Consider the following 25,058-nt stretch of genomic DNA (forward strand, 5'->3'; position numbering starts at 1 on the left):
ATTGATTTATATCTATATTTGTTTGATTTGTAAGTAAATGGCTTGGTCTTCTGTCCGGCTTTCCGAACAAAGCGGTGCGCGGGTGTTCGGTTGTCCGAAAAGGATGACGGAAAAGTTTGGTTTTAAACGCAGGAGGCACGCCGCGACCTGTCGTTTCAGAGAACGATCCAGCAACGCGGATGTTTAAAGGGGGTACCGGATGGCTTCGAGGGCAGGGCGTAAAGCGGATTCAACAAAAGGCTGTTTTCTCCCGTTGACAAATCTCGACAAGCTTCTCATAGTTTGACCTAACGCAAACGTTTGCGAGATGTTTCACGGGGTGCTCCTCGAGTGTCGTGAAAGCTCGTATCAGCCGCCCGGGTGGGTTGGCTGCCGAAGCGTTCTTCGGTGCAAGCGTTGCTCACAATAATCATAAGATCGGAGTGAACCCATGAAGCTGCCATTTGCTGGACGTCTTCTTGCTGTCGCTGTGCTTGCTGCCGCATCCGCTGCCCTGCCTCTTTCCTCTGCATTTGCTGCCGAGACCGCCGCCAAACCCAAGGTCGGCCTGGTCATGAAATCCCTCGCCAACGAATTCTTCGTCACCATGCAAGACGGTGCCAAGGAATACCAGAAAGCCCACGCCGCCGACTTCGACATGATCACCAACGGGATCAAGAACGAAACCGATACCAGTGCTCAGATCGATATCGTCAATCAGATGATCCTGTCCAAGGTTGACGCGATCGTCATTGCTCCCGCCGACTCGAAAGCCCTGGTCACCGTGCTGAAAAAGGCCTCTGACAAAGGCATCAAGGTCGTCAACATCGACAACCGTCTGGATGTGGATGTACTGAAAAGCAAAAACCTTGATATCCCGTTCGTAGGTCCAGACAACCGCAAGGGCGCGCGCCTGGTCGGTGAAGAACTGGCCAAGCACCTCACCAAGGGTGACCAGGTTGGCATCATCGAAGGTGTGTCCACCACCACCAACGCCCAGCAGCGTACCGCTGGCTTCAAGGACGCGATGGATGCCGCCGGCATGAAGATCGTCTCCACCCAATCCGGTGAGTGGGAAATCGACAAGGGCAACGCGATTGCCGCTGCCATGCTCCAGGCAAACCCGAACATCAAGGCGCTGCTGGCCGGTAACGACAACATGGCACTGGGCGCAGTATCCGCCGTACGTGGCGCCGGCAAGGCTGGCAAGGTGCTGGTCGTAGGCTACGACAACATCGAGGCCATCAAGCCGATGCTGCAGGACGGCCGTGTCCTGGCCACCGCCGACCAGGCTGCTGCCCAGCAAGCCGTTTTCGGTATCCAGAACGCTCTGAAGCTGGTCAAGGGTGAAAAAGTCGATGCCGTGGATGGCATGATCGAAACCCCGGTCGAACTCATCCTCAAGAAGTAATTCCCCGGCAGCACAAAACAGCGTCCGCTCACCCGAGCGGACGCCTGGAGACGTTCCTATGTCATCTTCCGCACCGAACGCTGTCCTCTCGGTCAGCGGTATCGGCAAGACCTATGCCCAACCGGTTCTGTCCGACATCACCCTGACGCTCAATCGTGGGGAAGTGTTGGCGCTTACCGGTGAGAATGGCGCGGGGAAAAGCACCCTGTCGAAAATCATCGGCGGGCTGGTCACCCCGACCGACGGCCAGATGCAGTTCAATGGCCAGGCCTACACGCCAGGCAGCCGGACCCAGGCTGAAGAGCAGGGCATCCGCATGGTCATGCAGGAGCTTAACCTGCTGCCAACCCTGACGGTCGCTGAAAACCTGTTCCTCGATAACCTGCCCAGCCACGGTGGCTGGATCAGCCGCAAGCAACTGCGCAAGGCCGCCATTGAAGCCATGGCCCAGGTCGGCCTGGACGCTATCGACCCGGACACCCTGGTCGGCAGCCTCGGCATCGGCCACCAACAGATGGTCGAGATTGCCCGCAACCTGATTGGCGACTGCCACGTACTGATCCTCGATGAACCTACGGCGATGCTGACCGCCCGTGAAGTCGAGATGCTGTTCGAACAAATCACCCGCCTGCAGGCCCGGGGCGTGGCGATTATCTATATTTCCCACCGGCTCGAAGAACTGGCCCGGGTTGCCCAGCGCATTGCGGTGCTGCGTGACGGCAAGCTGGTGTGTGTCGAGCCGATGGCCAACTACAACAGTGAGCAACTGGTCACGCTGATGGTGGGCCGCGAACTGGGCGAGAAAATCGACCTGGGCCCGCGCACCATCGGCGCGCCGCTGTTGACGGTAAAAGGCCTGACCCGCTCGGACAAGGTCCGCGACGTGTCGTTTGAAGTGCGTGCCGGCGAAATCTACGGCATCTCCGGCCTGATCGGTGCGGGCCGTACGGAGTTGCTGCGCCTGATCTTCGGCGCCGACCTGGCCGACAGCGGCACCGTGGCCCTGGGCACACCTGCGCAAGTCGTCAGCATTCGCTCGCCCGTCGACGCGGTTGGCCATGGCATCGCCCTGATCACCGAAGACCGCAAGGGCGAAGGCCTGCTGCTGACCCAATCCATCGGCGCCAACATTGCCTTGGGCAACATGCCGAAGGTGTCCAGCGGTGGCCTGGTGAACAGTCGTGACGAAACGTCCTTGGCCAAGCGCCAGGTCGACGCCATGCGTATCCGCAGTTCCAGTCCAGCGCAGCTGGTGTCCGAGCTGTCGGGTGGCAACCAGCAGAAGGTGGTGATTGGCCGCTGGCTGGAGCGCGATTGCGCGGTGATGCTGTTCGATGAACCGACCCGAGGCATCGACGTCGGCGCCAAATTCGATATCTATGCGTTGCTCGGCGACCTGACCCGCCAGGGGAAGGCGCTGGTGGTGGTGTCCAGCGACCTGCGTGAGTTGATGCTGATCTGCGACCGCATCGGCGTACTTTCCGCCGGGCGCCTGATCGAGACCTTCGAGCGCGACAGCTGGACCCAGGACGAATTGCTTGCCGCTGCTTTTGCCGGCTATCAGAAACGTGATGCGCTGCTCAACGACGCAGCGCCTAGGAATACCCCATGAAAACCACTTCCTCCCCCGCAAAACGTGGCGGCAACTTCTATGGCCTGGGCACCTACCTGGGCCTGGCCGGCGCCTTGCTGGCGATGATTGCGCTGTTCTCGTTCCTGAGCGACCACTTCCTCTCGTACGACACCTTCAGCACCCTGGCCAACCAGATTCCCGACCTGATGGTGCTGGCAGTCGGCATGACCTTCGTGCTGATCATCGGCGGCATCGACCTGTCGGTAGGCTCCGTGCTGGCCCTGGCCGCATCGGCCGTCAGCGTGGCGATTCTCGGCTGGGGCTGGAGTGTGTTGCCGGCAGCCGTGCTGGGCATGGGCTGCGCCGCGTTGGCCGGGACCATTACCGGTTCGATCACAGTGGCCTGGCGGATCCCGTCATTCATCGTGTCCCTCGGCGTGCTGGAAATGGCGCGGGGCGTGGCGTACCAGATGACCGGCTCGCGTACCGCATACATCGGTGATTCGTTTGCCTGGCTGTCCAACCCGGTGGCCTTCGGCATTTCACCTTCGTTCATCATCGCGTTGCTGGTGATCATCGCCGCGCAGCTGGTGCTGACCCGTACCGTGTTCGGTCGCTACCTGATCGGCATTGGCACCAACGAAGAGGCCGTGCGCCTGGCGGGTATCAATCCCAAGCCCTACAAGATCCTGGTGTTCAGCCTGATGGGCTTGCTGGCGGGTGTGGCGGCGCTGTTCCAGATTTCGCGCCTGGAAGCGGCCGATCCCAACGCCGGTTCCGGCCTGGAGCTGCAAGTGATCGCTGCGGTAGTGATCGGTGGCACCAGCCTGATGGGCGGGCGTGGCTCGGTCATCAGTACCTTCTTCGGCGTGCTGATCATCTCGGTACTGGCGGCAGGGCTGGCGCAGATTGGCGCCACCGAGCCGACCAAACGTATCATCACCGGTGCCGTGATCGTGATCGCGGTGGTGCTCGATACTTACCGCAGCCAGCGCGCCAGTCGGCGAGCCTGAGCCATGGCAACGATCAAGGATGTGGCCGCGCTGGCGGGGATTTCCTACACCACGGTGTCTCATGTGGTGAACAAGACGCGCCCGGTCAGCGAGCCGGTACGGATCAAGGTCGAGGCGGCCATCAAGCAGCTCGACTATGTGCCCAGTGCGGTCGCGCGCTCGCTGAAGGCCAAGACCACAGCCACCATCGGCCTGTTGGTGCCCAACAGCCTCAACCCGTATTTTGCGGAACTGGCCCGGGGCATCGAGGATTACTGCGAGCGTAACGGCTATTGCGTGATCCTCTGCAACTCCGACGATAATGCCGAAAAGCAGCGCAGCTACCTGAGGGTGCTGCTGGAAAAACGCATCGACGGCTTGATCGTGACCTCGGCGGGCGGCGACGACAGCGGCCTGGCGACAGGCCTCAAGGCGGTACGCACGCCGATGGTCATCGTCGACCGTGCACTGGACGGGATTGATGTCGACCTGGTGCGCATCGACCATGAACAGGGCGCTTACCTGGCGACCCGGCACTTGCTCGATCTGGGTCATCGCGACATTGCCTGCATTGGTGGCCCGAGTCATACCCGCGTGGCGCAAATGCGGATGGCGGGTTACTACCGCGCCCTGGCCGAGGCGGGGCTCGAAGTGCCGGCCGGCCGTGTGCTGGAAAGTGATTTCACCAGTACCGGTGGTTACGCGGCCGCGGCGCAATTGCTGGCGGATAATCCCCCCAGCGCGATTTTTGCCGGCAACGACATGATTGGCTTCGGCGTCTTGCGCGCCGCTGCCGAACGTAATATCCGGGTGCCCGGTGAGCTGTCGGTGATCGGGTTTGATGATATCCAGATGAGCCAGTACGTGTACCCGGCGCTGACCACCGTGGGCCAGTCGATCCTGCAGCTGGGAGAGATGGCGGCCGAGCTTTTACTGCGACGAATTGCGACACCCCAATTGCCGATCGATCAACGCATCGTGACGCCGAGTATTGTCCTGCGCGAGTCGACGGCGCCGTTGGCCGGTGTGTTTGCCCAATACCGCTGAACCGAATTGATGAGTACTGATGTATGCCAGCAAAAGTAGTGGTAATAGGCAGCCTGAACATGGACCTGGTCACCCGGGCCAGCCGGCTGCCCCGCGCCGGTGAGACCCTGATCGGCCAATCGTTTTCCACCGTTCCCGGCGGCAAGGGCGCGAACCAGGCGGTCGCTTCGGCGCGCCTCGGGGCTGAGGTCGCCATGGTCGGCTGCGTGGGCACCGATGCCTATGGCGCGCAATTGCGCGACGCGTTGCTGGTGGAGGGCATTGATTGCCAGGCCGTCAGCACCGTCGACGGTTCCAGCGGCGTGGCGCTGATCGTGGTGGATGACAGCAGCCAGAATGCGATCGTTATTGTCGCCGGTAGCAATGGCGAGCTGACCCCAGCCAAATTACAGGCATTTGACAGTGTGCTGCAGGCTGCCGACGTGATTGTCTGCCAGCTGGAAACGCCGATGGAGACTGTCGGCCATGCCCTCAAGCGCGGTCGCGAGCTGGGCAAGACGGTGATCCTGAACCCGGCGCCGGCCAGTGGTCCGCTGCCCGAGGATTGGTACGCCGCCATCGACTACCTGATTCCCAATGAAAGCGAAGCCTCGGCCTTGAGCGGCGTGGTGGTCGACTCGTTGGACAGCGCCAAGGCCGCCGCCACACGCCTGATCAAGGCCGGTGCTGGCAAAGTGATCATTACCCTCGGTTCCGAAGGCGCGTTGTTTGCCGATGGCCAAGGCTTCGAGCACCTGGTCGCGCCCAAGGTCAAGGCGGTCGATACCACGGCTGCCGGTGACACCTTCGTCGGCGGTTTCGCAGCCGCGCTGGCCAACGGCAGGAGCGAGGCCGAGGCCATTCGTTTCGGCCAGGTAGCCGCCGCGCTGTCCGTGACCCGCGCGGGTGCGCAACCCTCTATTCCCACATTGCATGACGTCCAAGGTTTTGTGCCCTCATGAAAAAGACTCCCTTGCTCAATATCGCGCTGTCGCGGGTGATCGCGTCCCTTGGCCATGGCGACATTCTGGTGATCGGTGATGCCGGCTTGCCGGTGCCGCCGGGTGTCGAGCTGATCGACCTGGCGCTGACCAAAGGCATTCCGGATTTCGTCAGTACCTTGCGCATCGTCCTCAGCGAGATGCAGGTGGAAAGCCACGTGCTCGCGGAAGAAATCCTGCTCAAGCAACCGCCGGCCCTGGCGGATCTCAATACCCTGGCCGAACAGGCCGCCCTCGGCGAGCGCCGCCTGGTCAGCCATGAAGAGTTCAAGCAGCTCAGCCGCAAGGCGAGGGCGGTGGTGCGCACCGGCGAGTGCCAGCCCTACTGCAATATCGCGCTGGTTTCCGGCGTAACGTTCTAGAATTCCCCAACGACAAGGAGTGCGTCATGCAACGTGGTACCCAAACCCTGCGACACCTGTTCCGGAGTGTGCTGCTTTTGTCCGTGCTAACTGCTGCAAGCGCCCACGCGGCGGAAAAAATCGACCTGATCATCGACACCGATCCCGGTGCCGACGACGTGGTTGCCTTGCTGTTCGCCATGGCTTCGCCCGATGAACTGCAGATCCGCGCGCTGACCACCGTTGCCGGTAACGTGCGCCTCGACAAGACCTCCCGCAACGCACGCCTGGCCCGCGAATGGGCAGGGCGCGAGGACATCCCGGTATATGCCGGTGCACCGAAACCGATGCTGCGCACGCCGATCTACGCTGAAAACATCCATGGCAAGGAAGGTATCTCCGGCGTCACCGTGCATGAGCCGAAAAAAGGCCTGGCCGAAGGCAATGCCGTTGATTACCTGATCAAGACCCTCAGCACCGCCAAGCCCCACAGCATCACCATCGCCATGCTCGGTCCGCAGACCAACCTGGCGCTGGCATTGACCCAGGCGCCGGAGATCACTCAAGGCATCAAGGAAGTGGTGGTGATGGGCGGCGCGCACTTCAACGGCGGCAATATCACGCCGGTGGCCGAGTTCAACCTGTTCGCCGACCCGATCGCGGCCGAGATCGTGCTCAAGAGCGGCGTCAAGCTGACCTACCTGCCGTTGGACGTGACCCACAAGGTCCTGACCAGCGACGCACGCCTGAAGCAAATCGCTGCGCTGAACAACAACGCGAGCAAGGTGGTGGGCGATATTCTCAATGAATACGTCAAGGGCGATATGGAGCACTACGGCATCCCGGGCGGCCCGGTGCATGACGCTACCGTCATTGCCTACCTGCTCAAGCCTGCGCTGTTCAGCGGCCGTGAGGTCAACGTGGTGGTGGACAGCCGTGAAGGCCCGACCTTCGGCCAGACCATCGTCGACTGGTACGATGGCCTGAAACAACCGAAGAACGCGTTCTGGGTTGAAAATGGCGATGCCCAGGGCTTCTTCGATCTGCTGACCGAACGCCTTGGTCGCCTGAAGTAAACAGCCTGCCGGTCGACGTTCGTCGGCCGGGTCTTATTCGCGCTCGGGGTCTGGCGCCCCCATGTGATCGGCCGGGTATTTCTCGAATACCTGGCCGATGAATGCCTGCGCGGCCTGTGTGCCCAGTTCCTTGACCAGCAGGTCGATACCGATGATTGCCAACTCCTCCGGGCTGCCCGGGCTATAGGAGCTTTGCCCTTGGGGCCACTTGGCTTTGATGTCGGCGTGGATCGTGACGATGGTCATGGGTGTCTCGCGAGGCTGAAAGGCGGTTAGTGCGTTCTGCGTGTGGAGTTAACCATTTTGCGCCGTGTTTGGCACTGCTACTTAGGCATGAGGGGAGGGCTGTGCGACACTGTCCGCTTGTTTAATTGCCAGGGCAAACCGCGTGCAGATCGACTTGAACAACCCCGTCAACCTGACGCTGGACGCTGTGCGGCAGCTGCTTGCGTCCGCCAGTGACAACGTTCACACCCAATTGCGCGTTACCAAGGCCGGCATTGCCTACATTTCTTCGGGCGTGGTGGGTGGCGTCGATATCGACGGCCTTCTGTTCCGCCTGGAGACCTGGGCGGCGGGTTCGGGTTATGTCGGCAACGTCGCAGCCAGCGACGAGGTGTGGGTGATGCAGATTTTCAACGCGCTCAAGCAGAATTGGCCAGCCCCGCCGTTTGATTACATCGACATCTACTGAGTGCGTTCATATCTGGTGACGATTGATTCGCCAGCGCCCGGTGTCGACTCAGGCAGACTGGCCCACAGCCAATTGTGACAATTCTGAAACCAATCGGCCAAACCACGGTCGCACGATCTCTGTCCATTTTTTCTCAAAGGAGGCTTCATGCCTTGGAAGCTCGCATCATTCGGTACTTTGTTGGCTGCGCTCGCCTTGTCGGGTTGCAGCACCCCGGGTACCTCTGAGCCAGCCAAAGACACTGCCGTGACCGATGCTGGTCATAGCCGCTGTGAGGCGAAGGCTGCCGAGTTCGCAATCGGCCAGAAAGCTTCGCCACAATTGCTGGAACAGGCCCGTAGCCGCGCCGGAGCGCAGAACGCACGCATTCTCAAGCCAGATGACATGGTCACGCTGGAATACCGCTCCGATCGCCTGAACCTCAATACCGATGACAACCTTGTGATCAATCGGGTCAATTGCGGCTGATTGCTCCAGCGCTTTTCTCCAGGCCATAAAAAACCCCGTCACATGGACGGGGTTTTTTTAGTTCGGCGCAGAATTACTCTGGGCGAACCTGTGCAGCTTGCATACCCTTTTGGCCTTTCTCAGCCACGAAGGAAACGGTTTGGCCTTCTTTCAGGCTTTTGAAACCGTCACTTTCGATAGCTTTGAAGTGTACGAACAGGTCGTCACCGCCACCTTGAGGAGTGATGAAGCCGAAGCCTTTTTCATCGTTGAACCATTTAACGGTGCCGGTTTGGCGATTAGACATGGTGTATCTCCAAGAAACATATATTTTCAGTAGTGCTGTGCTGCTCAGGCCAACTGGGCACACCGAGCTATCATAGTCGAAATGTTCGGCTTGGGAGCCCCCCCAAGGCATTGTTTGCTAATCAATCGCGTTGTGTTTCATGCCTTGGTTGGCTGAAAGCCCCGATCTACGGGGCTTTCAGGCGAAATATCAGCTGTTAAAAAAAGCCGTAAAAGCTGCGTAATTTGTGAGAAATGGCAGTTTTCATAGCGATTTCTGGTCCTTCAGCCGGTCTGGCAGGGTGTAAAAATTACTTTTTCTTCACGACTTTGCAGGACGAAATAGCCGTCACAGCTTTGGTCTTGAGCGCAGGATCTGCGTTCTGGTTGGTCATGAGTTCCTTGATTTCGGCACTGCTCAATTCGGCATTGATTTTGTCCGCGCCACATTCACAGTGGTCTTTGGCGGTTTTGGCATCAACACTTTGCTGGGCGGCTGCGCTGCAATCCTTGATGAAGCTGTCCCGCGCACCGGCAGGCCAGTTCGACGGGGCTGCGGCGTGCGCACCCAGGGACATGAGGGTCAGGGATGCAGCAAGGGCGAAAGTCGAGGTAAAACGCATAATCAAATGCTCCTGGAGTCGTGGACGAACGGCGATTCTCGGTGTGTTTGAGGGTTGCCGTACAGTTCAAGTTCACTTTTGCCCTTAAAAGCCGGGAATTTTCATTTCGTGAAGCGGCTTCGGCGCCATGACCGTTCATCTGTGCTAGCATCTTTCGCTTGGCTATTTTCCGGCGCGCCCTATGCCGCCTTGCCAAGGTCTTTTTTGTTTAACTCCAGTCACTCTGGTTCGATTATCGGTTGGCCGAAAGGCTCCTGCCGCTGTAAGGCAGGCGTTCATCACTGAACGGCCTGGTATTGGATCTTGTACTGGCTCATCCCAACCCACGTGACCTTTGGTAGGGGTCACCACTAGGAGAGGAGGCGCCATGCCAACTATTACTCTTCCCGACGGCAGTCAACGTTCATTCGATCATTCGGTTTCCGTAGCCGAGGTCGCCGCATCCATTGGTGCCGGCCTGGCCAAGGCCACCGTGGCCGGCAAGGTCGACGGCAAGCTGGTTGACGCCAGCGACCTGATCACCGGCGATGCCAGCCTGCAAATCATTACGCCCAAGGATCAAGAGGGGCTGGAGATCATTCGCCACTCTTGCGCGCACCTGATTGGCCATGCGGTCAAGCAACTGTACCCAACCGCGAAGATGGTCATCGGCCCGGTCATCGACGAAGGCTTCTATTACGACATCGCCTACGAGCGTCCTTTCACCCCGGACGACCTGGCGGCTATCGAACAGCGCATGCACGCGCTGATCGAAAAAGATTACGACGTCATCAAGAAAGTCACTCCGCGTGCCGAAGTGATCGACGTGTTCACCGCCCGCGGCGAAGACTACAAGCTGCGCCTGGTGGAAGACATGCCGGACGAGCAGGCCATGGGCCTGTATTACCACGAAGAATATGTCGACATGTGCCGTGGCCCGCACGTGCCGAACACACGCTTCCTCAAGTCGTTCAAGCTGACCAAGCTGTCCGGTGCCTACTGGCGCGGTGACGCGAAGAACGAACAACTGCAGCGGATCTACGGCACTGCCTGGGCTGACAAGAAGCAGCTGGCGGCCTACATCCAGCGCATCGAAGAAGCCGAAAAACGCGACCATCGCAAGATCGGCAAGCGCCTGAACCTGTTCCACCTCCAGGAAGAAGCGCCGGGCATGGTGTTCTGGCACCCGAACGGCTGGACCCTGTACCAGGTGCTCGAGCAGTACATGCGCAAGGTTCAGCGCGACAACGGCTACCTGGAGATCAAGACGCCGCAAGTCGTTGACCGCAGCCTGTGGGAGAAATCCGGGCACTGGGCCAACTACGCCGACAACATGTTCACCACCCAGTCGGAAAACCGCGACTACGCCATCAAGCCGATGAACTGCCCGTGCCACGTACAGGTGTTCAACCAGGGCCTGAAGAGCTACCGCGAGTTGCCGATGCGCCTGGCCGAGTTCGGTGCCTGCCACCGTAACGAGCCATCGGGTGCACTGCACGGCATCATGCGCGTGCGCGGCTTCACTCAGGATGACGCCCACATCTTCTGCACCGAAGAGCAGATGCAGGCCGAATCCGCTGCATTCATCAAGCTGACCATGGACGTGTACCGCGATTTCGGTTTCACCGAAGTCGAGATGAAGCTGTCCACTCGTCCGGAAAAGCGCGTCGGTTCCGACGAACTGTGGGATCGCGCCGAAGCTGCACTGGCCGCAGCGCTGGACAGTGCGGGGCTTGCATACGACTTGCAGCCGGGCGAGGGCGCGTTCTACGGTCCGAAGATCGAGTTCTCGCTGAAAGATTGCCTTGGTCGCGTCTGGCAGTGTGGTACCCTGCAGCTCGATTTTAACCTGCCGATCCGTCTGGGAGCCGAATACGTCTCCGAAGACAACAGCCGTAAACACCCGGTTATGCTGCACCGGGCGATCCTCGGCTCGTTCGAACGGTTCGTCGGGATCCTGATCGAGCACTACGAGGGTGCATTCCCTGCGTGGCTGGCTCCGACCCAGGCAGTGATCATGAATATCACTGATAAACAGGCAGATTTTGCCGCTGAAGTTGAAAAAACTCTCAATGAAAGCGGATTTCGTGCCAAGTCCGACTTGAGAAATGAAAAGATCGGCTTTAAAATCCGCGAGCATACTTTGCTCAAGGTTCCCTATCTTTTGGTTATCGGAGATCGGGAAGTCGAGATGCAGACTGTCGCTGTGCGTACTCGTGAAGGTGCTGACCTGGGCTCGATGCCCGTCGCCCAGTTCGCTGAGTTCCTCGCGCAAGCGGTTTCCCGGCGTGGTCGCCCAGATTCGGAGTAATTATTATTAAGCGTGAAATGAGACAAGATAAACGAGCTGCACCGAAAGCCCCGATCAACGAGAATATCTCGGCACGCGAGGTTCGGTTAATTGGCGCTGACGGCGAGCAGATTGGCATCGTCTCGATTGATGAAGCGCTTCGTATTGCTGAAGAGTCCAAATTGGACCTGGTGGAAATCTCCGCCGACGCAATCCCACCCGTTTGCCGGGTGATGGACTACGGCAAGTCGATCTTCGAGAAGAAGAAGCAGATTGCCGCGGCGAAGAAGAACCAGAAGCAGATTCAAGTAAAAGAAATCAAGTTTCGTCCAGGGACGGAGGAAGGGGATTACCAGGTAAAACTGCGCAACCTGGTACGTTTCCTGAGTGATGGGGACAGGGCCAAGGTATCCTTGCGATTCCGCGGCCGTGAGATGGCCCACCAGGAGCTGGGGATGGAACTCCTCAAGCGGGTTGAAGCTGACCTGCTCGAGTACGGTTCGGTCGAACAGCATCCTAAGATGGAAGGACGCCAGCTTATTATGGTCATCGCCCCGAAAAAGAAGAAGTAATCAATAGGGCACGGCAGGCCTTCTGATTATGTTTATCAACTGAATGCGGAGTACCGAACATGCCAAAGATGAAAACTAAAAGTGGTGCTGCTAAGCGGTTTCTGAAAACTGCTAACGGTATCAAGCACAAGCACGCTTTCAAGAGCCACATCCTGACTAAAATGTCGACCAAGCGTAAGCGTCAACTGCGCGGTAGCAGCTTGCTGCATCCGTCTGACGTGGCAAAAGTCGAGCGCATGCTGCGCCTTCGTTAATTTTAGTCAAGAATAGAGGAAGTAACTCATGGCTCGTGTAAAGCGTGGCGTCATGGCGCGTAAGCGCCACAAGAAAATTCTGAAACTTGCTAAAGGCTACTACGGCGCGCGTTCACGCGTATTCCGTGTTGCCAAGCAAGCGGTTATCAAGGCTGGCCAATACGCCTACCGTGACCGTCGTCAGAAAAAACGTCAGTTCCGCGCTCTGTGGATCGCTCGTATCAACGCTGGTGCACGTGTTAACGGTCTGTCCTACAGCCGTTTCATCGCTGGCCTGAAAAAAGCGTCCATCGAGATCGACCGTAAGGTTCTGGCTGATCTGGCAGTGAACGAAAAAGCGGCGTTTGCTGCGATTGTCGAGAAAGCTAAAGCCACCTTGGCTTAAGTACCCCCGACAGTCACCCTGGGTCGCTTCCGCGGCCCACGGTGTTAAACGTCTTAAATAGGGGAAGAGCCTTCAAGCTCTTCCCCTATTTTGTATCTGGAGTCTGTACATGGAAAACCTGGATGCGCTGGTCTCTCAAGCACTAGAGGCTGTGCAAAGCGCAGAAGATATCAATGCCCTGGAGCAAATCCGGGTTCACTACCTTGGCAAAAAGGGTGAATTGACTCAGGTGATGAAGACCCTGGGGAATTTGCCGGCTGAAGAGCGTCCGCAAGTCGGTGCGCTGATCAACGTGGCCAAGGAGCGTGTTACAGAGGTTCTCAATGCGCGCAAGGCGTCGCTCGAGGAGGCTGATCTTGCGGCCAAGCTCGCCGCCGAATCCATTGACGTGACCCTGCCTGGCCGTGGCCAGACCTCGGGCGGCCTGCATCCGATTACCCGGACTCTGGAACGTATCGAGCAGTTCTTCACCCACATCGGCTACGGCATTGCCGAAGGCCCTGAGGTCGAAGACGACTATCACAACTTCGAGGCGCTCAACATCCCAGGCCACCACCCGGCCCGGTCGATGCATGACACCTTCTATTTCAACGCGAACATGCTGCTGCGCACCCATACCTCGCCGGTACAGGTCCGCACCATGGAATCGCAGAAGCCGCCGATCCGCATCGTCTGCCCAGGCCGTGTGTATCGCAGCGACTCCGATATCACCCACTCGCCGATGTTCCACCAAGTCGAAGGCCTGCTGGTTGATCGCGACATCAACTTCGCCGACCTCAAAGGCACCATCGAAGAGTTCCTGCGGGTGTTCTTCGAGAAGGAGCTGGCGGTACGTTTCCGTCCTTCATTCTTCCCGTTCACCGAGCCATCCGCTGAAGTCGATATGGAATGCGTGATGTGCAGCGGTAAAGGCTGCCGCGTCTGCAAACAGACCGGCTGGCTGGAAGTGATGGGTTGCGGCATGGTTCACCCCAACGTGCTGCGCATGTCCGGGATCGACCCGGAAGAATTCTCGGGCTTTGCCTTCGGCATGGGCGTTGAGCGTCTGGCCATGCTGCGTTACGGCGTGAACGACTTGCGTCTGTTCTTCGACAACGACTTGCGGTTCCTCGCGCAATTTCGCTAGTCGTAACGGATCTTTAGGAGAGCAGGATGAAATTCAGTGAACAATGGCTGCGTGGCTGGGTAAGCCCGCAGGTAAGTCGCGACGAGCTGGTTGCTCGTCTGTCGATGGCCGGCCTTGAGGTCGATAGCGTTACGCCGGCCGCCGGTGTTTTCAGTGGTGTGGTTGTGGGTGAGGTGCTGAGCACCGAGCAACACCCGGACGCTGACAAGTTGCGTGTGTGCCAGGTCAGCAACGGCGCGGAAACCTTCCAGGTCGTGTGCGGAGCGCCAAACGTGCGCCCGGGCCTGAAAATCCCGTTCGCCATGATCGGTGCCGAGCTGCCAGGCGACTTCAAGATCAAGAAGGCCAAGCTGCGTGGCGTTGAGTCCAACGGCATGCTGTGCTCCCAGGCGGAACTGCAGGTCGGTGAAGGCAACGATGGCCTGATGGAACTGCCGGCCGATGCGCCAGTGGGCCAGGACATCCGTGTCTATCTGGAACTGGAAGATGCCAGCATCGAGGTCGACCTGACCCCGAACCGTGGCGACTGCCTGTCGCTGGCGGGCCTGGCGCGTGAAGTCGGCGCACTGTACGCCGCGAACGTGACCCGCCCGGTGGTTGCAGCGGTACCTGCCGTGCACGATGAAGTGCGTTCGATCGAAGTGCTCGCCCCCAACGCCTGCCCACGTTACCTGGGTCGCGTGATCCGTAACGTCGACCTGTCCAAGCCAACCCCGCTGTGGATGGTTGAGCGCCTGCGCCGTTCCGAAGTGCGCAGCATCGACGCTGCCGTCGACATCACCAACTACGTGATGCTGGAACTGGGCCAACCGCTGCACGCCTTCGATCTCGCCGAAATCAACGGCGGCATCCGCGTGCGCATGGCCGAGGAAGGCGAGAAGCTGGTACTGCTCGACGGCCAGGAAGTCAGCCTGCGCGCCGACACCCTGGTGATCGCTGACCATTCCCGCGCCCTGGCGATTGCCGGCGTGATGGGGGGGGAGCACAGTGGCTTGTCCGCAACCACTCGCGACATCTTTCTCGAAAGCGCTTTCTTCGATCAGATCGCCATCGCTGGCAAGGCCCGTTCCTACGGCCTGCACACCGACGCCTCGCACCGCTACGAGCGTGGCGTGGACTGGCAGCTGGCCCGTGAAGCCATGGAGCGCGCCACTGGCCTGCTGCTGGAAATCACTGGTGGCGAAGCCGGCCCGATCATCGAAACCGTCAGTGAACAGCACCTGCCGTCGGTTGCACCGATCATCCTGCGCGCCAAGGCCGTTGAGCAAATGCTCGGCCTGGTGATCGAGCCGGTTGAAATCGAGCGCCTGCTGTCGGCACTCGGCCTCGGCATCTCGGCCGGTGAAGCAGGGCAGTGGCACGTAGAAGTGCCAAGCCATCGCTTCGATATCAGCCTGGAAGTCGACCTGATCGAAGAGCTGGCCCGCCTGTACGGCTACAACCGCCTGCCGGTTCGTTACCCGCAAGCGCGCCTGGCGCCGCAGCCGAAAGCCGAAGCCCGTGCACACCTGCCGGAACTGCGTCGCCTGCTGGTTGCCCGTGGTTATCAGGAAGCGGTGACCTACAGTTTCATCGATCCAAAGCAATTCGAACTGTTCAACCCGGGTGTCGAGCCGCTGTTGCTGGCTAACCCGATCTCCAACGACATGGCCGCCATGCGCTCGTCGCTGTGGCCGGGTCTGGTGAAGGCGCTGTCCCACAACCTGAACCGTCAGCAAGACCGCGTGCGCATGTTCGAAAGCGGCCTGCGTTTTGTCGGTCAGTTGGATGGCCTGAAACAAGAGCCGATGCTGGCTGGCGTGGTTTGCGGCAGCCGTCTGCCGGAAGGCTGGGCACAAGGTCGCGACACCGTCGACTTCTTCGACGTCAAGGCTGATGTGGAAGCGGTGCTGGGCTTTGCCGGTGCGCTGGATGCCTTCACTTTCACCCCTGGCAAACACCCGGCGTTGCACCCGGGCCAGACCGCCCGTATCGAACGTGAAGGTCGCCTGGTGGGCTTCGTTGGCGCGATTCACCCGGAACTGTCGAAAACCTTGGGGCTGGACCGTCCAGTCTTCGTTTTTGAGCTAGTCTTGGCTGAAGTGGCCTCGGGCAAAATGCCTAAATTCAGCGAGTTGTCGCGTTTCCCTGAAGTACGACGTGATCTGGCGCTGATTGCCGATCAAGGTGTTGCGGCCAGTGCTGTTCTGGACGTAATCCGTGAAAATGCAGGGGAATGGCTGACAGACCTCAGGCTATTTGACGTCTATCAGGGTAAAGGCATTGATCCGCATAGAAAAAGCCTTGCAGTTGGCTTGACCTGGCAGCATCCATCGCGCACTCTTAATGACGATGAGGTGAATACGACGACGCAAAATATCCTCACCTCGCTCGAACAAAGGTTGAACGCCACGTTAAGGAAGTGACGTATGGGGGCTTTGACGAAAGCTGAGATGGCGGAACGTCTGTATGAAGAGCTGGGCCTGAACAAGCGCGAGGCCAAGGAATTGGTCGAGCTGTTCTTTGAAGAAATCAGGCACGCACTTGAAGACAACGAACAGGTCAAATTGTCCGGTTTCGGCAATTTTGACCTGCGGGACAAACGCCAGCGGCCTGGCCGCAATCCAAAAACGGGAGAAGAAATCCCGATCACGGCTCGCCGTGTGGTCACCTTTCGTCCAGGGCAGAAGTTGAAGGCCCGAGTTGAGGCTTATGCTGGAACCAAGTCATAACGACGAACTGCCCGTCATCCCAGGCAAACGCTACTTCACCATTGGTGAAGTCAGCGAGCTTTGTGCGGTAAAGCCGCACGTGCTGCGCTATTGGGAGCAGGAGTTTCCTCAACTCAACCCCGTCAAACGCACCGGGAACCGTCGGTATTATCAGCGCCAGGATGTGCTGATGATCCGACAGATCCGTGCGTTGCTGTACGACCAGGGGTTCACCATCAGCGGCGCGCGCCAGCGTATGTCCGGTGATGAAGCCAAAGACGACACCACCCAATACAAGCAAATGATCCGCCAGATGATCTCCGAACTGGAAGATGTGCTGGTGGTTTTGAAGAAGTAATTCCGGCTTTTAAAATACTTCCACATTTCAAAAGCTTGCGGTATATTCCTGATCGCTTCGTTGCGAAGCGAACCCAGTAACACGCCTAGTCGGGGCGTAGCGCAGTCCGGTAGCGCACTAGCATGGGGTGCTAGGGGTCGAGTGTTCGAATCACTCCGTCCCGACCATATTTTCTGAGTAAAATCAGTCAGTTAAGCCGATCAGATAGATCGGCTTTTTTGTGCCTGCGCAAAACCCGCGCAAAACTGGCGCAAAACTACCCGGTGATTTCACTGATATTCAGGTCTGGAATTGCTTCGGACCAGATGATTTCATCGTGGTCTCGCTGGTAGTTTTTGGTCATGCCCTCGCTTGCATGGCCTGCGATTTTTTGCCCGTCTTTTCCGGCTTTCTTGTACAGGTGCAGCGACAGTGCTCGCACCTCGTGAAAGCCTGGCATCTCCTCTTCCTTCCATCCCGCGTAGCAACTCGCTGCCTCCCTGGCCTCCTTGAATGCTCGCGTCAAATACCGCTCCTCAACCTTCGTCCAGTGGTCCTTTGTCTGTGCCTGCTTCTGTTTCAGCCGATCCGGTTTTCGGTGTACCAGGTACGGCGAGACGACATCGTCTCTGCACCGGCTGATGACTGCCTGAAGTTCCGGCGTCACTCGAAAGCGAATCCACGCGGCGTCGCTGGCCTTGGCGGTCTTCTTCTGCACCACGTAGAGAAACCCATCCCGAACTCCATCGAAACGCATGTCCAGAATGTCGGTGCGCCTCTGGGCGGTGATCAGGGCCAGGTCGATTGCGTTCTGCAACCAAGCCGGTGCTTTTTCGCGGATTGCCTTCAACCCATCTACGGTGTGGCGCTTGCGCAGTTTTTTCTCGATTCGGTTGATCGTGCTCGCTGCTGGGTTGTCCGGGCACAGGCCTTTTGCCGCTGCGTGGTTGAAAATGTCAGTCAGGAGTGCCCGGCACTGGTTCGCTGTGCGGGGCGTGAGTGCGTCTAACATTTCCGCAACCATGCGAATAGATATCTGATCGACCGCCTTTCCCTCGAACTGCCGGCGGAAGCGTCTGAAGTGCACCGCGTACAGGCTGAGCGTGCCCTTGGCCAGCTCGCGCGGCGGCAGGACGTCTCGCTCGTAGGTGTCGAGGAAGGTGGCGAACGACTCAGACGATGCGGACATTACGGCACCGACCAAGTCAGCGCCGCGCATGAACTCCAGATTCAACTGTTTGGCGGCGTCGATTGCCTTGATACGGTCGGCGCCGAACTGGAACCACTTGCCGTCTGTTGGCCGGCGATACCGGTAGGTGCCGCGCCGCGCATCGTAGTACAGGTTCTGCGGAAGGCTCTTGTTCGCAGCGTTGCGCGGCCGTGGGGACATCATGCAGCTCCTTTCAATACCATTGCGACAAGGTCGTTGCCGTTGGACGCGTTGAACGCAGCCCAATCAACGTACCAGAGTTTTCCGATTTGCTCGCCCGGCACCATGCCGTTGCGGATGTGGTTGCGAATTGCCTGGGGGCAGGGCGGTGTGCCGTTTTCGCCCCAGCGCCGGCGCTGAAATTCGCTGATCTTGATGAGTTCTTTTCGCATAATTACCTACCGTCGGCCGCCGTGGGCCGGGCTGTCTTGATGATGTGAATGACCAGGCTGAAGGTGATCAGCATCCAGCCGCAGGTGCCGGCGAAGGCGTAGAGGATGTCGGCTGTTTCGCCGTCCGCCAGAAGGCGTGGGGCGAGCCAAAAGAACCAGCCGGCGGTGCCGACCAGGTACAGCAAAGCGCCCAGCAGGATCAGGGTGGGTTTGATTGCGAACATGTGGTGTCCTTGCCGCGCTGGGCGGCAGAAGGTGGGTTAGGTGGTGGCTTTCTTGATTGCGGCCCGGGCGTCGAACATGGCGTAGTACAGGCGGTGGAAGATCGCGCAGCTCGGGTCATCGTGGTCGTCGCCGCCGTGTTCGAAGATTCCGTCGATGGTGCCGCTGTAGTTGCTGGCGATCTGCTCGCATTCGCCCGCTATCTGGGTGAGCGCCATGAGAGCTTTCAGCAGTTGCTCGCTGCTGGCGCGTTCCTCCCGGCCGATATCCCAGAAGCGCTGGCCCCAGTGTCCGGCAGGTGGCGGGTTGGAGTTTTGCGCGCCAGTGGCCAGGGCACCGACAACGCAGTCCAGCAGGTCACGCTTGTAGGCGTTATCACCGTCGATGCTCAGGCCGTTCCGGCGCAGCGCATCCAGCGCGTTGTTCAAGTTCGATTCGGGCGAAGGCAGCACCAGGTCAAAGTCTTTCTTGCCTGGGCGGCAGGCCACCACCAGCAGTTCGCAATCGAGCGGCATGTGCTGCGCCATATCCGAGATCGCTTCGATAGCGGCTTCGCGGAATGCATTCTTTTCTTCGGACATAGGGATACCTCGCCCGCCGCTCACCGGCAGGCATGTAGGGGAATGGAGTAATGGCTTTTTGCTCAGGTTTCTCAACCCTTTGGATGGGTGTACAACAGGTGTTCGATTCGTTGCGCCTGTGGGAGGACGCGTGTCACATAATCTGGATGTGCCGATTGCTCATGAGTACCGAGGTCACACGGTATTCCTGAAGTTCGTCTGGGAAAGGCCGAACGACCCGGTGCCGGCATCAGCGACAATCATCGAACCCGTGGACATACACGGAATGGGTGAAGTCGCAGCTGAGCTTTCAGGGCCGTGGGCCGATTACCCAGCCGCATTGGACGAAGCAATGTCAGCGGCAGAGCGTTGGGTTGATAGTCAGCTTCCGTGATCCCACCAGCCTCTCACCGGCAAGTATGTAGGGGGATTGGGGTTAGGCTGCTGGGTGTTGCGCTGTGTCGCGGAAGACATCCATCTGCGCCGCGCCGTCGAGCCAGGCTGCTGCGATACGCCGCTCAGCCATTGCGGCATATTCCGGGTTCAGTTCGCACAGGATTGATCTGCGGCCTTCCTGCATGGCGACCACCGCCGTCGTACCGGCACCGCCGAAAGGGTCAAGCACGATGCCGCCGAGTGGCGCGCCGGCCAGGACGCATGGGCGAATCAGGTCAGGCGGGAAGGTGGCGAAGTGTGCGCCCTTGAAACTGTGCGTCGGCACAGTCCATACGCTGCGTTTATTTCGCTCGGTGGGCATAACGGCGAGGGCTGAGTTCATCGAATCGTTGTCCTTGATTCGCCCCCGCGCTCTTTCTTCACTGTCGGTACCGTGACCCCAGCCCACGCCGTTTGACTTCCTGGCCACCGCCTTCATGTTACCGTTGCTCTTGGCCCCGCCGTTGGCGCGCTCACTCCCGATCTGCGAGAGAACGTCTTGTGAGAGGCGGTTGTGGGTGTTGGGTGAGCATGGTTCAAGGATTGGCGCCTGGTCGTAGTAGTACTTCGCCGACTTGCTCAGCAAAAAAATGTACTCGTGAGCCTTAGTGCAGCGGTCGCGGACACTCTCCGGCATTGGATTTGGCTTATGCCAAATGATGTCTTGGCGCAGATACCAGCCATCGTCCTGCAGGGCAAAGGCCAAGCGCCAGGGCATTCCCATCATGTCCTTGGGCTTGAACCCAGGTACGGCGTAGTCACTGCGCGGAACGCTTTCATTATCCCTACGGCGGGAGGCAACGGTGCGGCGGGCCTTGGCAGCTGTAACGCTTTCATCGCGCCCGACGCCGGTAATTGACTGACTGTTGCCACCGCAGCGGGAGCCGGCATAGCTATCACCCATATTCACCCAGGCCGTACCATCGTCGCGGAGTACTCGGCGCACCTCGCGGAACACTTCGACCAGGCGCCCGATGAACTCGGCCGGCGTTTCCTCCAGGCCTATCTGGCCCTCCACGCCGTAATCCCGCAGGCCGTAGTAGGGCGGGCTGGTCACGCACATCTGAACTGACTTGTCTGGCAGCGTCCGCATCGACTCAATGCAGTCACCGATCAATACGCGATGCTGTTTCATGGCCTCGGCCCCTTGTAGATGAAGACGTAGGCGAGCCAGGGGGTGGCGATCATGGCGTCACCCGATCTTCGGGTACTTCAAAAAAACCGAGCTTGCCTTTGTATGGCACAAACTGAATCGGATCTGCCGAGTCGACAACGAAGCCGTATTTTCCAAAAAACCACGGAGATTCGGCCTGGTCTACGCAATCGTAGAGGTGAGCTACTCCAACCAGGCCGCCTCGCTCCAGTTCGTTGAAGGCCGGGATTTCGACGCCCATTGAGTTCGCGAAGTCCTTGGTGTCGTCGTACTCCTGCCGCGTCATGCCCTTCGACGCGTGGATCAGAAACCTGCCGCGAAACCTTGTCGGCCAGTCGCGGTTTTCGATGTGCTTGTGTCCGTTTGCGATAAGCCAGGCCCAAGGCTGGCGAATGGAAAGAGCTTTCATCGGCAACACTTTTCCTTGCCGCTATAGCGGCTGACTTTGAAGGGGGAGGGGGTTATTTAAAATCGGCCTAGACGAGACCGTGGGATGTGCTAGAAATGACATGTCGCGCATGCATTTCAGATATTCGTTGTTGGGGTGCTGCGCGGCAGACGCTCTATTACTCCGTTGGAGCGGGCCCTCCAGCTGTGGGCATTGATCGGTAGGCTGTCGCATTTAGCCGCGAGTTAAACAACTCCCTTCCTCTGGGCTACTAACTCAACGCCTTGGCCTGCCGGTCATCTCTTCTGATTCACTTCAAGCGGCCGCTGTTACCCGGTCATGGGTATTCACGAGCGCCAAAATGAAACGTTCATATGTTTCAATGTTCCCGTCAGCTCGCGGAGGAACCGCAGGGCTGATTTTCCATTTCCCGATGTAATCGTTTCACCCAAAGGAGCTACACCATGCAAGGAAGTATTAAGTTGAGAAATTTCGCGTTTCTGCTGATCCCGTTCGTTGCGGCCTGTACCACAACTGACCGAACCCGAGAGGGTGGGGCCCAGATTGAAAGCGCACCGCGCGTTCAGGCTGTTCAAGCAGTCCAATTCGATAACTGTTCAGTGGGGTGCCCAACAGGTGGCAGTCCGATGACGCTGAATCGCCAGTCGTACACGCTGAACAACAACGGTTCGACCAAGTTTGCGAACTGGGTCTCCTACAAAATCACGAAGGAAACTCCGGCAAGCGGGCGCCCGCGCAACTGGAAGACCGATCCGGATATTCCCGCCGGTGAAACGCTCGATCCGGTGGACTACAACGGTGCCAACGTTGCGCTCAAAGTTGACCGTGGCCACCAGGCCAACCTGGCTTCGATGGCAGGCGTTCCTGACTGGCAAACCCTCAACTATCTGTCGAACATCACCCCGCAAAAGGCTGACCTCAACCAGGGGCCCTGGGCGCGACTTGAGGACCAAGAGCGCAACCTCAGCAAAGAGGCGGGCGTTGATCAGGTGTTCGTCGCTACCGGGCCGCTCTATGAGCATTTCGTCGGCACGCTGCCAGGCACAAACAAGGTGCACACGATCCCTAGCGGGTACTGGAAAATCATCTTCGTCGGCAGCTCGCCAGAGGGTGGTGTCTATGCCTCGTTCGTGATGAACCAGGAGACACCAAAGGGCGCCAATTTCTGCGACTACCAAGTGACCGTGAATCAGATTGAGGAGCGATCAGGCCTCACGTTCTGGAGCAATTTGCCTCAGGCCGTCCAGACAGCTTTGAAGTCGAAGCAAGGGCAATTGCCGGCGCGGATTGGCTGTAAGTAAACACTGCAATCAAGCACACGAGGCTGCCGGATTCGGCGGCCTTTTTTTTGTACTAGGATTTTGTAGATCCGCTTCATGCGGCCATCTGCTGCTGTTCTTGGCGTAGCGCCTGCTGGACCGCTTGGATGATCCGTTCAAGGTAGGTGTAATCGGGGATTGGCTCAGTAGCATCGTTGGTCAAGTGCCACCACTCATGCCCGAAAAGCTTGGTCATCAGTTCGCTGTGCGCTCCGTGGAGATGGTCGATTGATGGCGATTCGCGCAGATCTTCTGCCTCATCGAACCGCTCGCGGGTCTCGTCGGCGCCATAACAAAACTGGCGGCGCTCTTTCAGGACGAGGCGCTGCGCTTCCCTTGCAAGCGCTTCACCACTGAACTGCCGTGGCCTCATCGCCTGGTCGAAGTAGCCGATGATGTAGCCGGTGCTCAGCTTGCAGAAGAACTGCCTGATGCTCAGACCATCCCACATGCCGCCCCAGTAGGCCGTCCAGCTCTTGCCCTAGCAACTGACGGTGATCTTTCCCTTGCATGGGGCCAGGTCCTCAAGGAAGACGGTGATCGGGTCAAGGTTCGGCGCGCCGGTGATAACTAGCTTGGTGACTGTTGATCGCTCTACCTGCAGCGGCGCGACGACTTTGTTTTCTGTGGGCATGGGGAGTCCTTGCCGGGCCATGCCCGGGCGGTGGAGTGGGGGGAGTTATGCGCTTGCGGACAAGGCGAGGGTTTCGTTGCCGCCGCGCGCGAGGCCGGCGTGCAGCTCCACTTTTCGCCCGGCGAGCATTCCGGCGATTTGGGCGTTCATATCCATTTCCACGGACTTTCCTTTCCTCGATTTCCCGATTTCCTGGGTGGCGAGATATTCGCCAATCAGCGCCTTGTCCTGAGCCTGAATCGCGAAGAGGTCTTGGCCGGTTGCTGGATGCCCGAGGGAATCGTCATCGCCCTGAGGCACAAGCGCTTTCAGCTTCGACTGAACTTCCCAGACCCACGCCAGCGCAAAGTGGTCACCGGCAGTTTCTGCTGAATACTGACTGCGGTGGATGCCAGATCTAACTCCTGAGCAGTAGGTCTTGCGGGCCTGGGTGAGTTTGGTGTGCAGTGCCTCATACGCGTACAGAGCTATGTTCTGGGCCGGAGAAACGCCGACGAATGTTGCACACTCAATGAGTTGGCCTTTCGCGGAGCACCACATCCGGCGCCGCAGGGTGGTGCAGCTGAATGCGTCTGCCACAGCAATGCTCAGTTGCTGATCCCATGCTGGTCGACGCTTGGCACGGAACAGGGACGACTCGACCTCACCCACGTCGCTCAACTTCACGTCCATCTCAGTCAGCCGGTACTCGCGCATCAATGCCTGGGCCTGCCGGAGTGCGGTCGCAGCTTCGTTCTCGTTGGCGCTCTGAGCCAGTGCCAGGCAGTGCTTGATCTTGCGGATCGCGCGCTCAAGCTTCTTTTCGTCGATCTGTTGTGCGGACATGGGAGGCCTCGCCGGGTATATTTACCGGTCAAACGTCAGGTGGGGATGTGGAATGCTGAACGATTATGGAAAGGAGCTGTTCAAGCCCTGGCTTTCTGTTTCAAATGCCGTGTCTGTTATGGCATTGATATTTGTAATTGCTCTTTTCAAGCTTACAAGCAGCGAACTTGCCAGCTGGGTTCAAGCGGTAGGATCAATAGCCGCGATTTGGGGGGCTGTTTACGTGAGTCGTAGCGAGCAAAAAGCTCGGGAAGATATTGAGCTGAAAGAAAAACGAGAACGTATCGAACAGATCCGAGAAATATTCAAAAAACTCGCGCGCAGTCAGATCACGCACCTAAACTATCTTTGCAAAGTGCTTATAGAGGCCCGCTCTAGCAATAGCGATCAACCCCTAAAAGAATATTTTTCTCTGGGCCTGAATCTTCACTGGGCTCCGAATTTGGAGGCTCTCAGCCAGTTTTCGATTACCGATTTAGCAACAGCGAAAATCGAAATGATCAATGAGCTAAAGGTAGGGGCAGAGTTCGCTAGAATAGCCTGTGAAAAGTTGCGGAGAACGCCTCTTGATACGGCTTCGCTCATCTCCGTAACAGAGCAACTGCGCCATCACGAATCCATTGCGGTCACCGCGCTCGATATAGCAAAAACGCGAGACAAGAAACAACTCTCGGTCTAGCCCGACTATACCGCCTGGCTTTCAAGCTTGGGCGGCCATTCTGAAAACCCAACCTTTGGCACCTTCGTCTTCGGGTTGATGATCGGCTTGCCCTTAGCGTCTACCAGCACGGCCTTGGCCCTGATCTGCATGTCTCGGC

Annotated in this window: 32 protein-coding genes and 1 tRNA gene; 20 read left to right on the forward strand and 13 right to left on the reverse strand. The window is 58.6% G+C overall.

All coding sequences use genetic code 11. The annotated features are described in order from the left end of the window. The first annotated feature begins 430 nt into the window (after window positions 1-430). The 7 genes from HX821_RS12145 to HX821_RS12175 are packed head-to-tail and all read left to right on the forward strand — an operon-like array spanning window position 431 to window position 7,399. Window positions 431-1,390 (forward strand): sugar ABC transporter substrate-binding protein, encoded by a 960-nt coding sequence (locus tag HX821_RS12145; protein ID WP_177009393.1) that lies wholly within the window; start codon window positions 431-433, stop codon window positions 1,388-1,390. Between the two features lie 58 nt (window positions 1,391-1,448). Next, window positions 1,449-3,002 (forward strand): sugar ABC transporter ATP-binding protein, encoded by a 1,554-nt coding sequence (locus HX821_RS12150; protein ID WP_177035810.1) that lies wholly within the window; start codon window positions 1,449-1,451, stop codon window positions 3,000-3,002. Continuing rightward, window positions 2,999-3,976 (forward strand): ABC transporter permease, encoded by a 978-nt coding sequence (locus HX821_RS12155; RefSeq protein ID WP_003219960.1) that lies wholly within the window; start codon window positions 2,999-3,001, stop codon window positions 3,974-3,976. Before HX821_RS12150 ends, HX821_RS12155 begins: the two co-directional genes overlap by 4 nt. A 3-nt stretch (window positions 3,977-3,979) precedes the next feature. Next, window positions 3,980-5,002 (forward strand): LacI family DNA-binding transcriptional regulator, encoded by a 1,023-nt coding sequence (locus HX821_RS12160; protein WP_177035811.1) that lies wholly within the window; start codon window positions 3,980-3,982, stop codon window positions 5,000-5,002. A 23-nt stretch (window positions 5,003-5,025) separates the two neighbouring features. Next, the gene (rbsK, locus tag HX821_RS12165) at window positions 5,026-5,943 is read left to right on the forward strand and encodes a ribokinase (RefSeq protein WP_008438691.1); all 918 of its coding nucleotides are present in this window, start codon (window positions 5,026-5,028) and stop codon (window positions 5,941-5,943) included. After that, entirely contained in the window at window positions 5,940-6,344 is a 405-nt protein-coding gene (gene rbsD / locus HX821_RS12170) for a D-ribose pyranase (RefSeq protein WP_177028847.1), read from the forward strand. Before rbsK ends, rbsD begins: the two co-directional genes overlap by 4 nt. Window positions 6,345-6,370: 26 nt before the next feature. After that, window positions 6,371-7,399, forward strand: a complete 1,029-nt coding sequence (locus HX821_RS12175) for a nucleoside hydrolase (protein ID WP_003219953.1) — start codon at window positions 6,371-6,373, stop codon at window positions 7,397-7,399. Between the two features lie 33 nt (window positions 7,400-7,432). Here the strand turns inward: HX821_RS12175 and HX821_RS12180 are convergent, their stop codons facing one another. After that, complete coding sequence (locus HX821_RS12180; protein ID WP_076014608.1) at window positions 7,433-7,645, reverse strand: hypothetical protein; 213 nt, start codon at window positions 7,643-7,645, stop codon at window positions 7,433-7,435. 142 nt (window positions 7,646-7,787) lie between these two features. Between HX821_RS12180 and HX821_RS12185 the strand changes: the two genes are divergently transcribed. Together HX821_RS12185 and HX821_RS12190 are read left to right on the forward strand one after the other, a co-directional pair. Beyond that, window positions 7,788-8,093 (forward strand): hypothetical protein, encoded by a 306-nt coding sequence (locus HX821_RS12185; RefSeq protein ID WP_177035812.1) that lies wholly within the window; start codon window positions 7,788-7,790, stop codon window positions 8,091-8,093. A gap of 147 nt (window positions 8,094-8,240) precedes the next feature. After that, window positions 8,241-8,561 (forward strand): I78 family peptidase inhibitor, encoded by a 321-nt coding sequence (locus HX821_RS12190; protein WP_008438688.1) that lies wholly within the window; start codon window positions 8,241-8,243, stop codon window positions 8,559-8,561. A 73-nt stretch (window positions 8,562-8,634) separates the two neighbouring features. Here the strand turns inward: HX821_RS12190 and HX821_RS12195 are convergent, their stop codons facing one another. Together HX821_RS12195 and HX821_RS12200 are read right to left on the reverse strand one after the other, a co-directional pair. Beyond that, window positions 8,635-8,847: a cold-shock protein gene (locus HX821_RS12195; protein ID WP_003179963.1), complete on the reverse strand. Its 213-nt coding sequence runs from the start codon at window positions 8,845-8,847 to the stop codon at window positions 8,635-8,637. Window positions 8,848-9,136: 289 nt separating this feature from the next. After that, on the reverse strand, window positions 9,137-9,451 hold the full coding sequence (locus HX821_RS12200) for a hypothetical protein (RefSeq protein WP_080673250.1): 315 nt from the start codon (window positions 9,449-9,451) through the stop codon (window positions 9,137-9,139). A gap of 364 nt (window positions 9,452-9,815) precedes the next feature. On the opposite strand from HX821_RS12200, the gene thrS reads away from it, so the two are divergent. The 9 genes from thrS to HX821_RS12245 all read left to right on the forward strand — a co-directional run bounded on the left by thrS (window position 9,816) and on the right by HX821_RS12245 (window position 17,269). After that, window positions 9,816-11,738: a threonine--tRNA ligase gene (thrS, locus tag HX821_RS12205; RefSeq protein WP_003219944.1), complete on the forward strand. Its 1,923-nt coding sequence runs from the start codon at window positions 9,816-9,818 to the stop codon at window positions 11,736-11,738. Further along, window positions 11,738-12,289, forward strand: a complete 552-nt coding sequence (gene infC, locus HX821_RS12210; RefSeq protein WP_169875357.1) for a translation initiation factor IF-3 — start codon at window positions 11,738-11,740, stop codon at window positions 12,287-12,289. Before thrS ends, infC begins: the two co-directional genes overlap by 1 nt. 59 nt (window positions 12,290-12,348) lie before the next feature. Beyond that, window positions 12,349-12,543: a 50S ribosomal protein L35 gene (rpmI, locus tag HX821_RS12215; protein WP_002553160.1), complete on the forward strand. Its 195-nt coding sequence runs from the start codon at window positions 12,349-12,351 to the stop codon at window positions 12,541-12,543. A gap of 28 nt (window positions 12,544-12,571) precedes the next feature. Further along, window positions 12,572-12,928, forward strand: a complete 357-nt coding sequence (gene rplT, locus HX821_RS12220; protein WP_003219940.1) for a 50S ribosomal protein L20 — start codon at window positions 12,572-12,574, stop codon at window positions 12,926-12,928. Between the two features lie 109 nt (window positions 12,929-13,037). Then, window positions 13,038-14,054 (forward strand): phenylalanine--tRNA ligase subunit alpha, encoded by a 1,017-nt coding sequence (gene pheS, locus HX821_RS12225; RefSeq protein WP_003219939.1) that lies wholly within the window; start codon window positions 13,038-13,040, stop codon window positions 14,052-14,054. A gap of 26 nt (window positions 14,055-14,080) precedes the next feature. Next, window positions 14,081-16,459, forward strand: coding sequence for a phenylalanine--tRNA ligase subunit beta (gene pheT / locus HX821_RS12230; RefSeq protein WP_177035813.1), 2,379 nt, complete (start codon window positions 14,081-14,083; stop codon window positions 16,457-16,459). 3 nt (window positions 16,460-16,462) lie between these two features. After that, the gene (ihfA, locus tag HX821_RS12235) at window positions 16,463-16,765 is read left to right on the forward strand and encodes an integration host factor subunit alpha (protein ID WP_002553164.1); all 303 of its coding nucleotides are present in this window, start codon (window positions 16,463-16,465) and stop codon (window positions 16,763-16,765) included. Then, the gene (locus HX821_RS12240; protein ID WP_003219935.1) at window positions 16,746-17,102 is read left to right on the forward strand and encodes a MerR family transcriptional regulator; all 357 of its coding nucleotides are present in this window, start codon (window positions 16,746-16,748) and stop codon (window positions 17,100-17,102) included. The genes ihfA and HX821_RS12240 overlap by 20 nt, the downstream gene beginning before the upstream one ends. A 90-nt stretch (window positions 17,103-17,192) precedes the next feature. After that, a tRNA-Pro gene (locus HX821_RS12245) sits at window positions 17,193-17,269 on the forward strand. Window positions 17,270-17,358: 89 nt separating this feature from the next. On the opposite strand, the gene HX821_RS12250 is transcribed toward HX821_RS12245, so the two are convergent. The 6 genes from HX821_RS12250 to HX821_RS12275 form a co-directional block, all read right to left on the reverse strand. Beyond that, window positions 17,359-18,471: a phage integrase Arm DNA-binding domain-containing protein gene (locus tag HX821_RS12250; RefSeq protein WP_177021793.1), complete on the reverse strand. Its 1,113-nt coding sequence runs from the start codon at window positions 18,469-18,471 to the stop codon at window positions 17,359-17,361. Next, a complete protein-coding gene (locus HX821_RS12255) occupies window positions 18,471-18,683 on the reverse strand; it encodes a hypothetical protein (RefSeq protein WP_046068904.1) in 213 nt (70 codons plus the stop codon). Before HX821_RS12255 ends, HX821_RS12250 begins: the two co-directional genes overlap by 1 nt. Window positions 18,684-18,685: 2 nt before the next feature. Next, window positions 18,686-18,907 carry a hypothetical protein gene (locus tag HX821_RS12260; protein WP_177035814.1) on the reverse strand — a complete coding sequence of 74 codons (222 nt, stop codon included), beginning with the start codon at window positions 18,905-18,907 and terminating at the stop codon, window positions 18,686-18,688. A gap of 36 nt (window positions 18,908-18,943) precedes the next feature. Next, window positions 18,944-19,486, reverse strand: a complete 543-nt coding sequence (locus HX821_RS12265) for a hypothetical protein (protein ID WP_256344234.1) — start codon at window positions 19,484-19,486, stop codon at window positions 18,944-18,946. Window positions 19,487-19,901: 415 nt separating this feature from the next. Then, window positions 19,902-21,035: a site-specific DNA-methyltransferase gene (locus tag HX821_RS12270; RefSeq protein ID WP_177020023.1), complete on the reverse strand. Its 1,134-nt coding sequence runs from the start codon at window positions 21,033-21,035 to the stop codon at window positions 19,902-19,904. A 49-nt stretch (window positions 21,036-21,084) separates the two neighbouring features. After that, window positions 21,085-21,462: an ASCH domain-containing protein gene (locus HX821_RS12275; RefSeq protein ID WP_177021935.1), complete on the reverse strand. Its 378-nt coding sequence runs from the start codon at window positions 21,460-21,462 to the stop codon at window positions 21,085-21,087. Between the two features lie 443 nt (window positions 21,463-21,905). Here HX821_RS12275 and HX821_RS12280 point away from each other — a divergent pair, with 443 nt between their 5' ends. Then, window positions 21,906-22,763, forward strand: a complete 858-nt coding sequence (locus HX821_RS12280) for a DNA/RNA non-specific endonuclease (RefSeq protein WP_102368918.1) — start codon at window positions 21,906-21,908, stop codon at window positions 22,761-22,763. A 73-nt stretch (window positions 22,764-22,836) separates the two neighbouring features. Here HX821_RS12280 and HX821_RS12285 read toward each other — a convergent pair whose 3' ends face one another. Genes HX821_RS12285 through HX821_RS12290 form a run of 3 tightly spaced genes read right to left on the reverse strand, consistent with a single transcriptional unit; the run spans window position 22,837 to window position 24,240 of the window. Beyond that, on the reverse strand, window positions 22,837-23,232 hold the full coding sequence (locus HX821_RS12285; RefSeq protein ID WP_371316182.1) for a hypothetical protein: 396 nt from the start codon (window positions 23,230-23,232) through the stop codon (window positions 22,837-22,839). A 30-nt stretch (window positions 23,233-23,262) separates the two neighbouring features. Next, a complete protein-coding gene (locus HX821_RS31970) occupies window positions 23,263-23,415 on the reverse strand; it encodes a hypothetical protein (protein WP_371316183.1) in 153 nt (50 codons plus the stop codon). 45 nt (window positions 23,416-23,460) lie between these two features. Further along, the gene (locus HX821_RS12290; protein WP_177021934.1) at window positions 23,461-24,240 is read right to left on the reverse strand and encodes a DUF2786 domain-containing protein; all 780 of its coding nucleotides are present in this window, start codon (window positions 24,238-24,240) and stop codon (window positions 23,461-23,463) included. Window positions 24,241-24,292: 52 nt separating this feature from the next. Between HX821_RS12290 and HX821_RS12295 the strand changes: the two genes are divergently transcribed. Continuing rightward, window positions 24,293-24,919, forward strand: coding sequence for a hypothetical protein (locus HX821_RS12295; protein WP_177021933.1), 627 nt, complete (start codon window positions 24,293-24,295; stop codon window positions 24,917-24,919). 5 nt (window positions 24,920-24,924) lie between these two features. Here the strand turns inward: HX821_RS12295 and HX821_RS31775 are convergent, their stop codons facing one another. Continuing rightward, window positions 24,925-25,050, reverse strand: a complete 126-nt coding sequence (locus tag HX821_RS31775; protein WP_256344233.1) for a hypothetical protein — start codon at window positions 25,048-25,050, stop codon at window positions 24,925-24,927. Window positions 25,051-25,058: the final 8 nt, after the last annotated feature.

This window comes from Pseudomonas sp. B6001 (assembly GCF_013386015.1).
Classification (GTDB): domain Bacteria; phylum Pseudomonadota; class Gammaproteobacteria; order Pseudomonadales; family Pseudomonadaceae; genus Aquipseudomonas.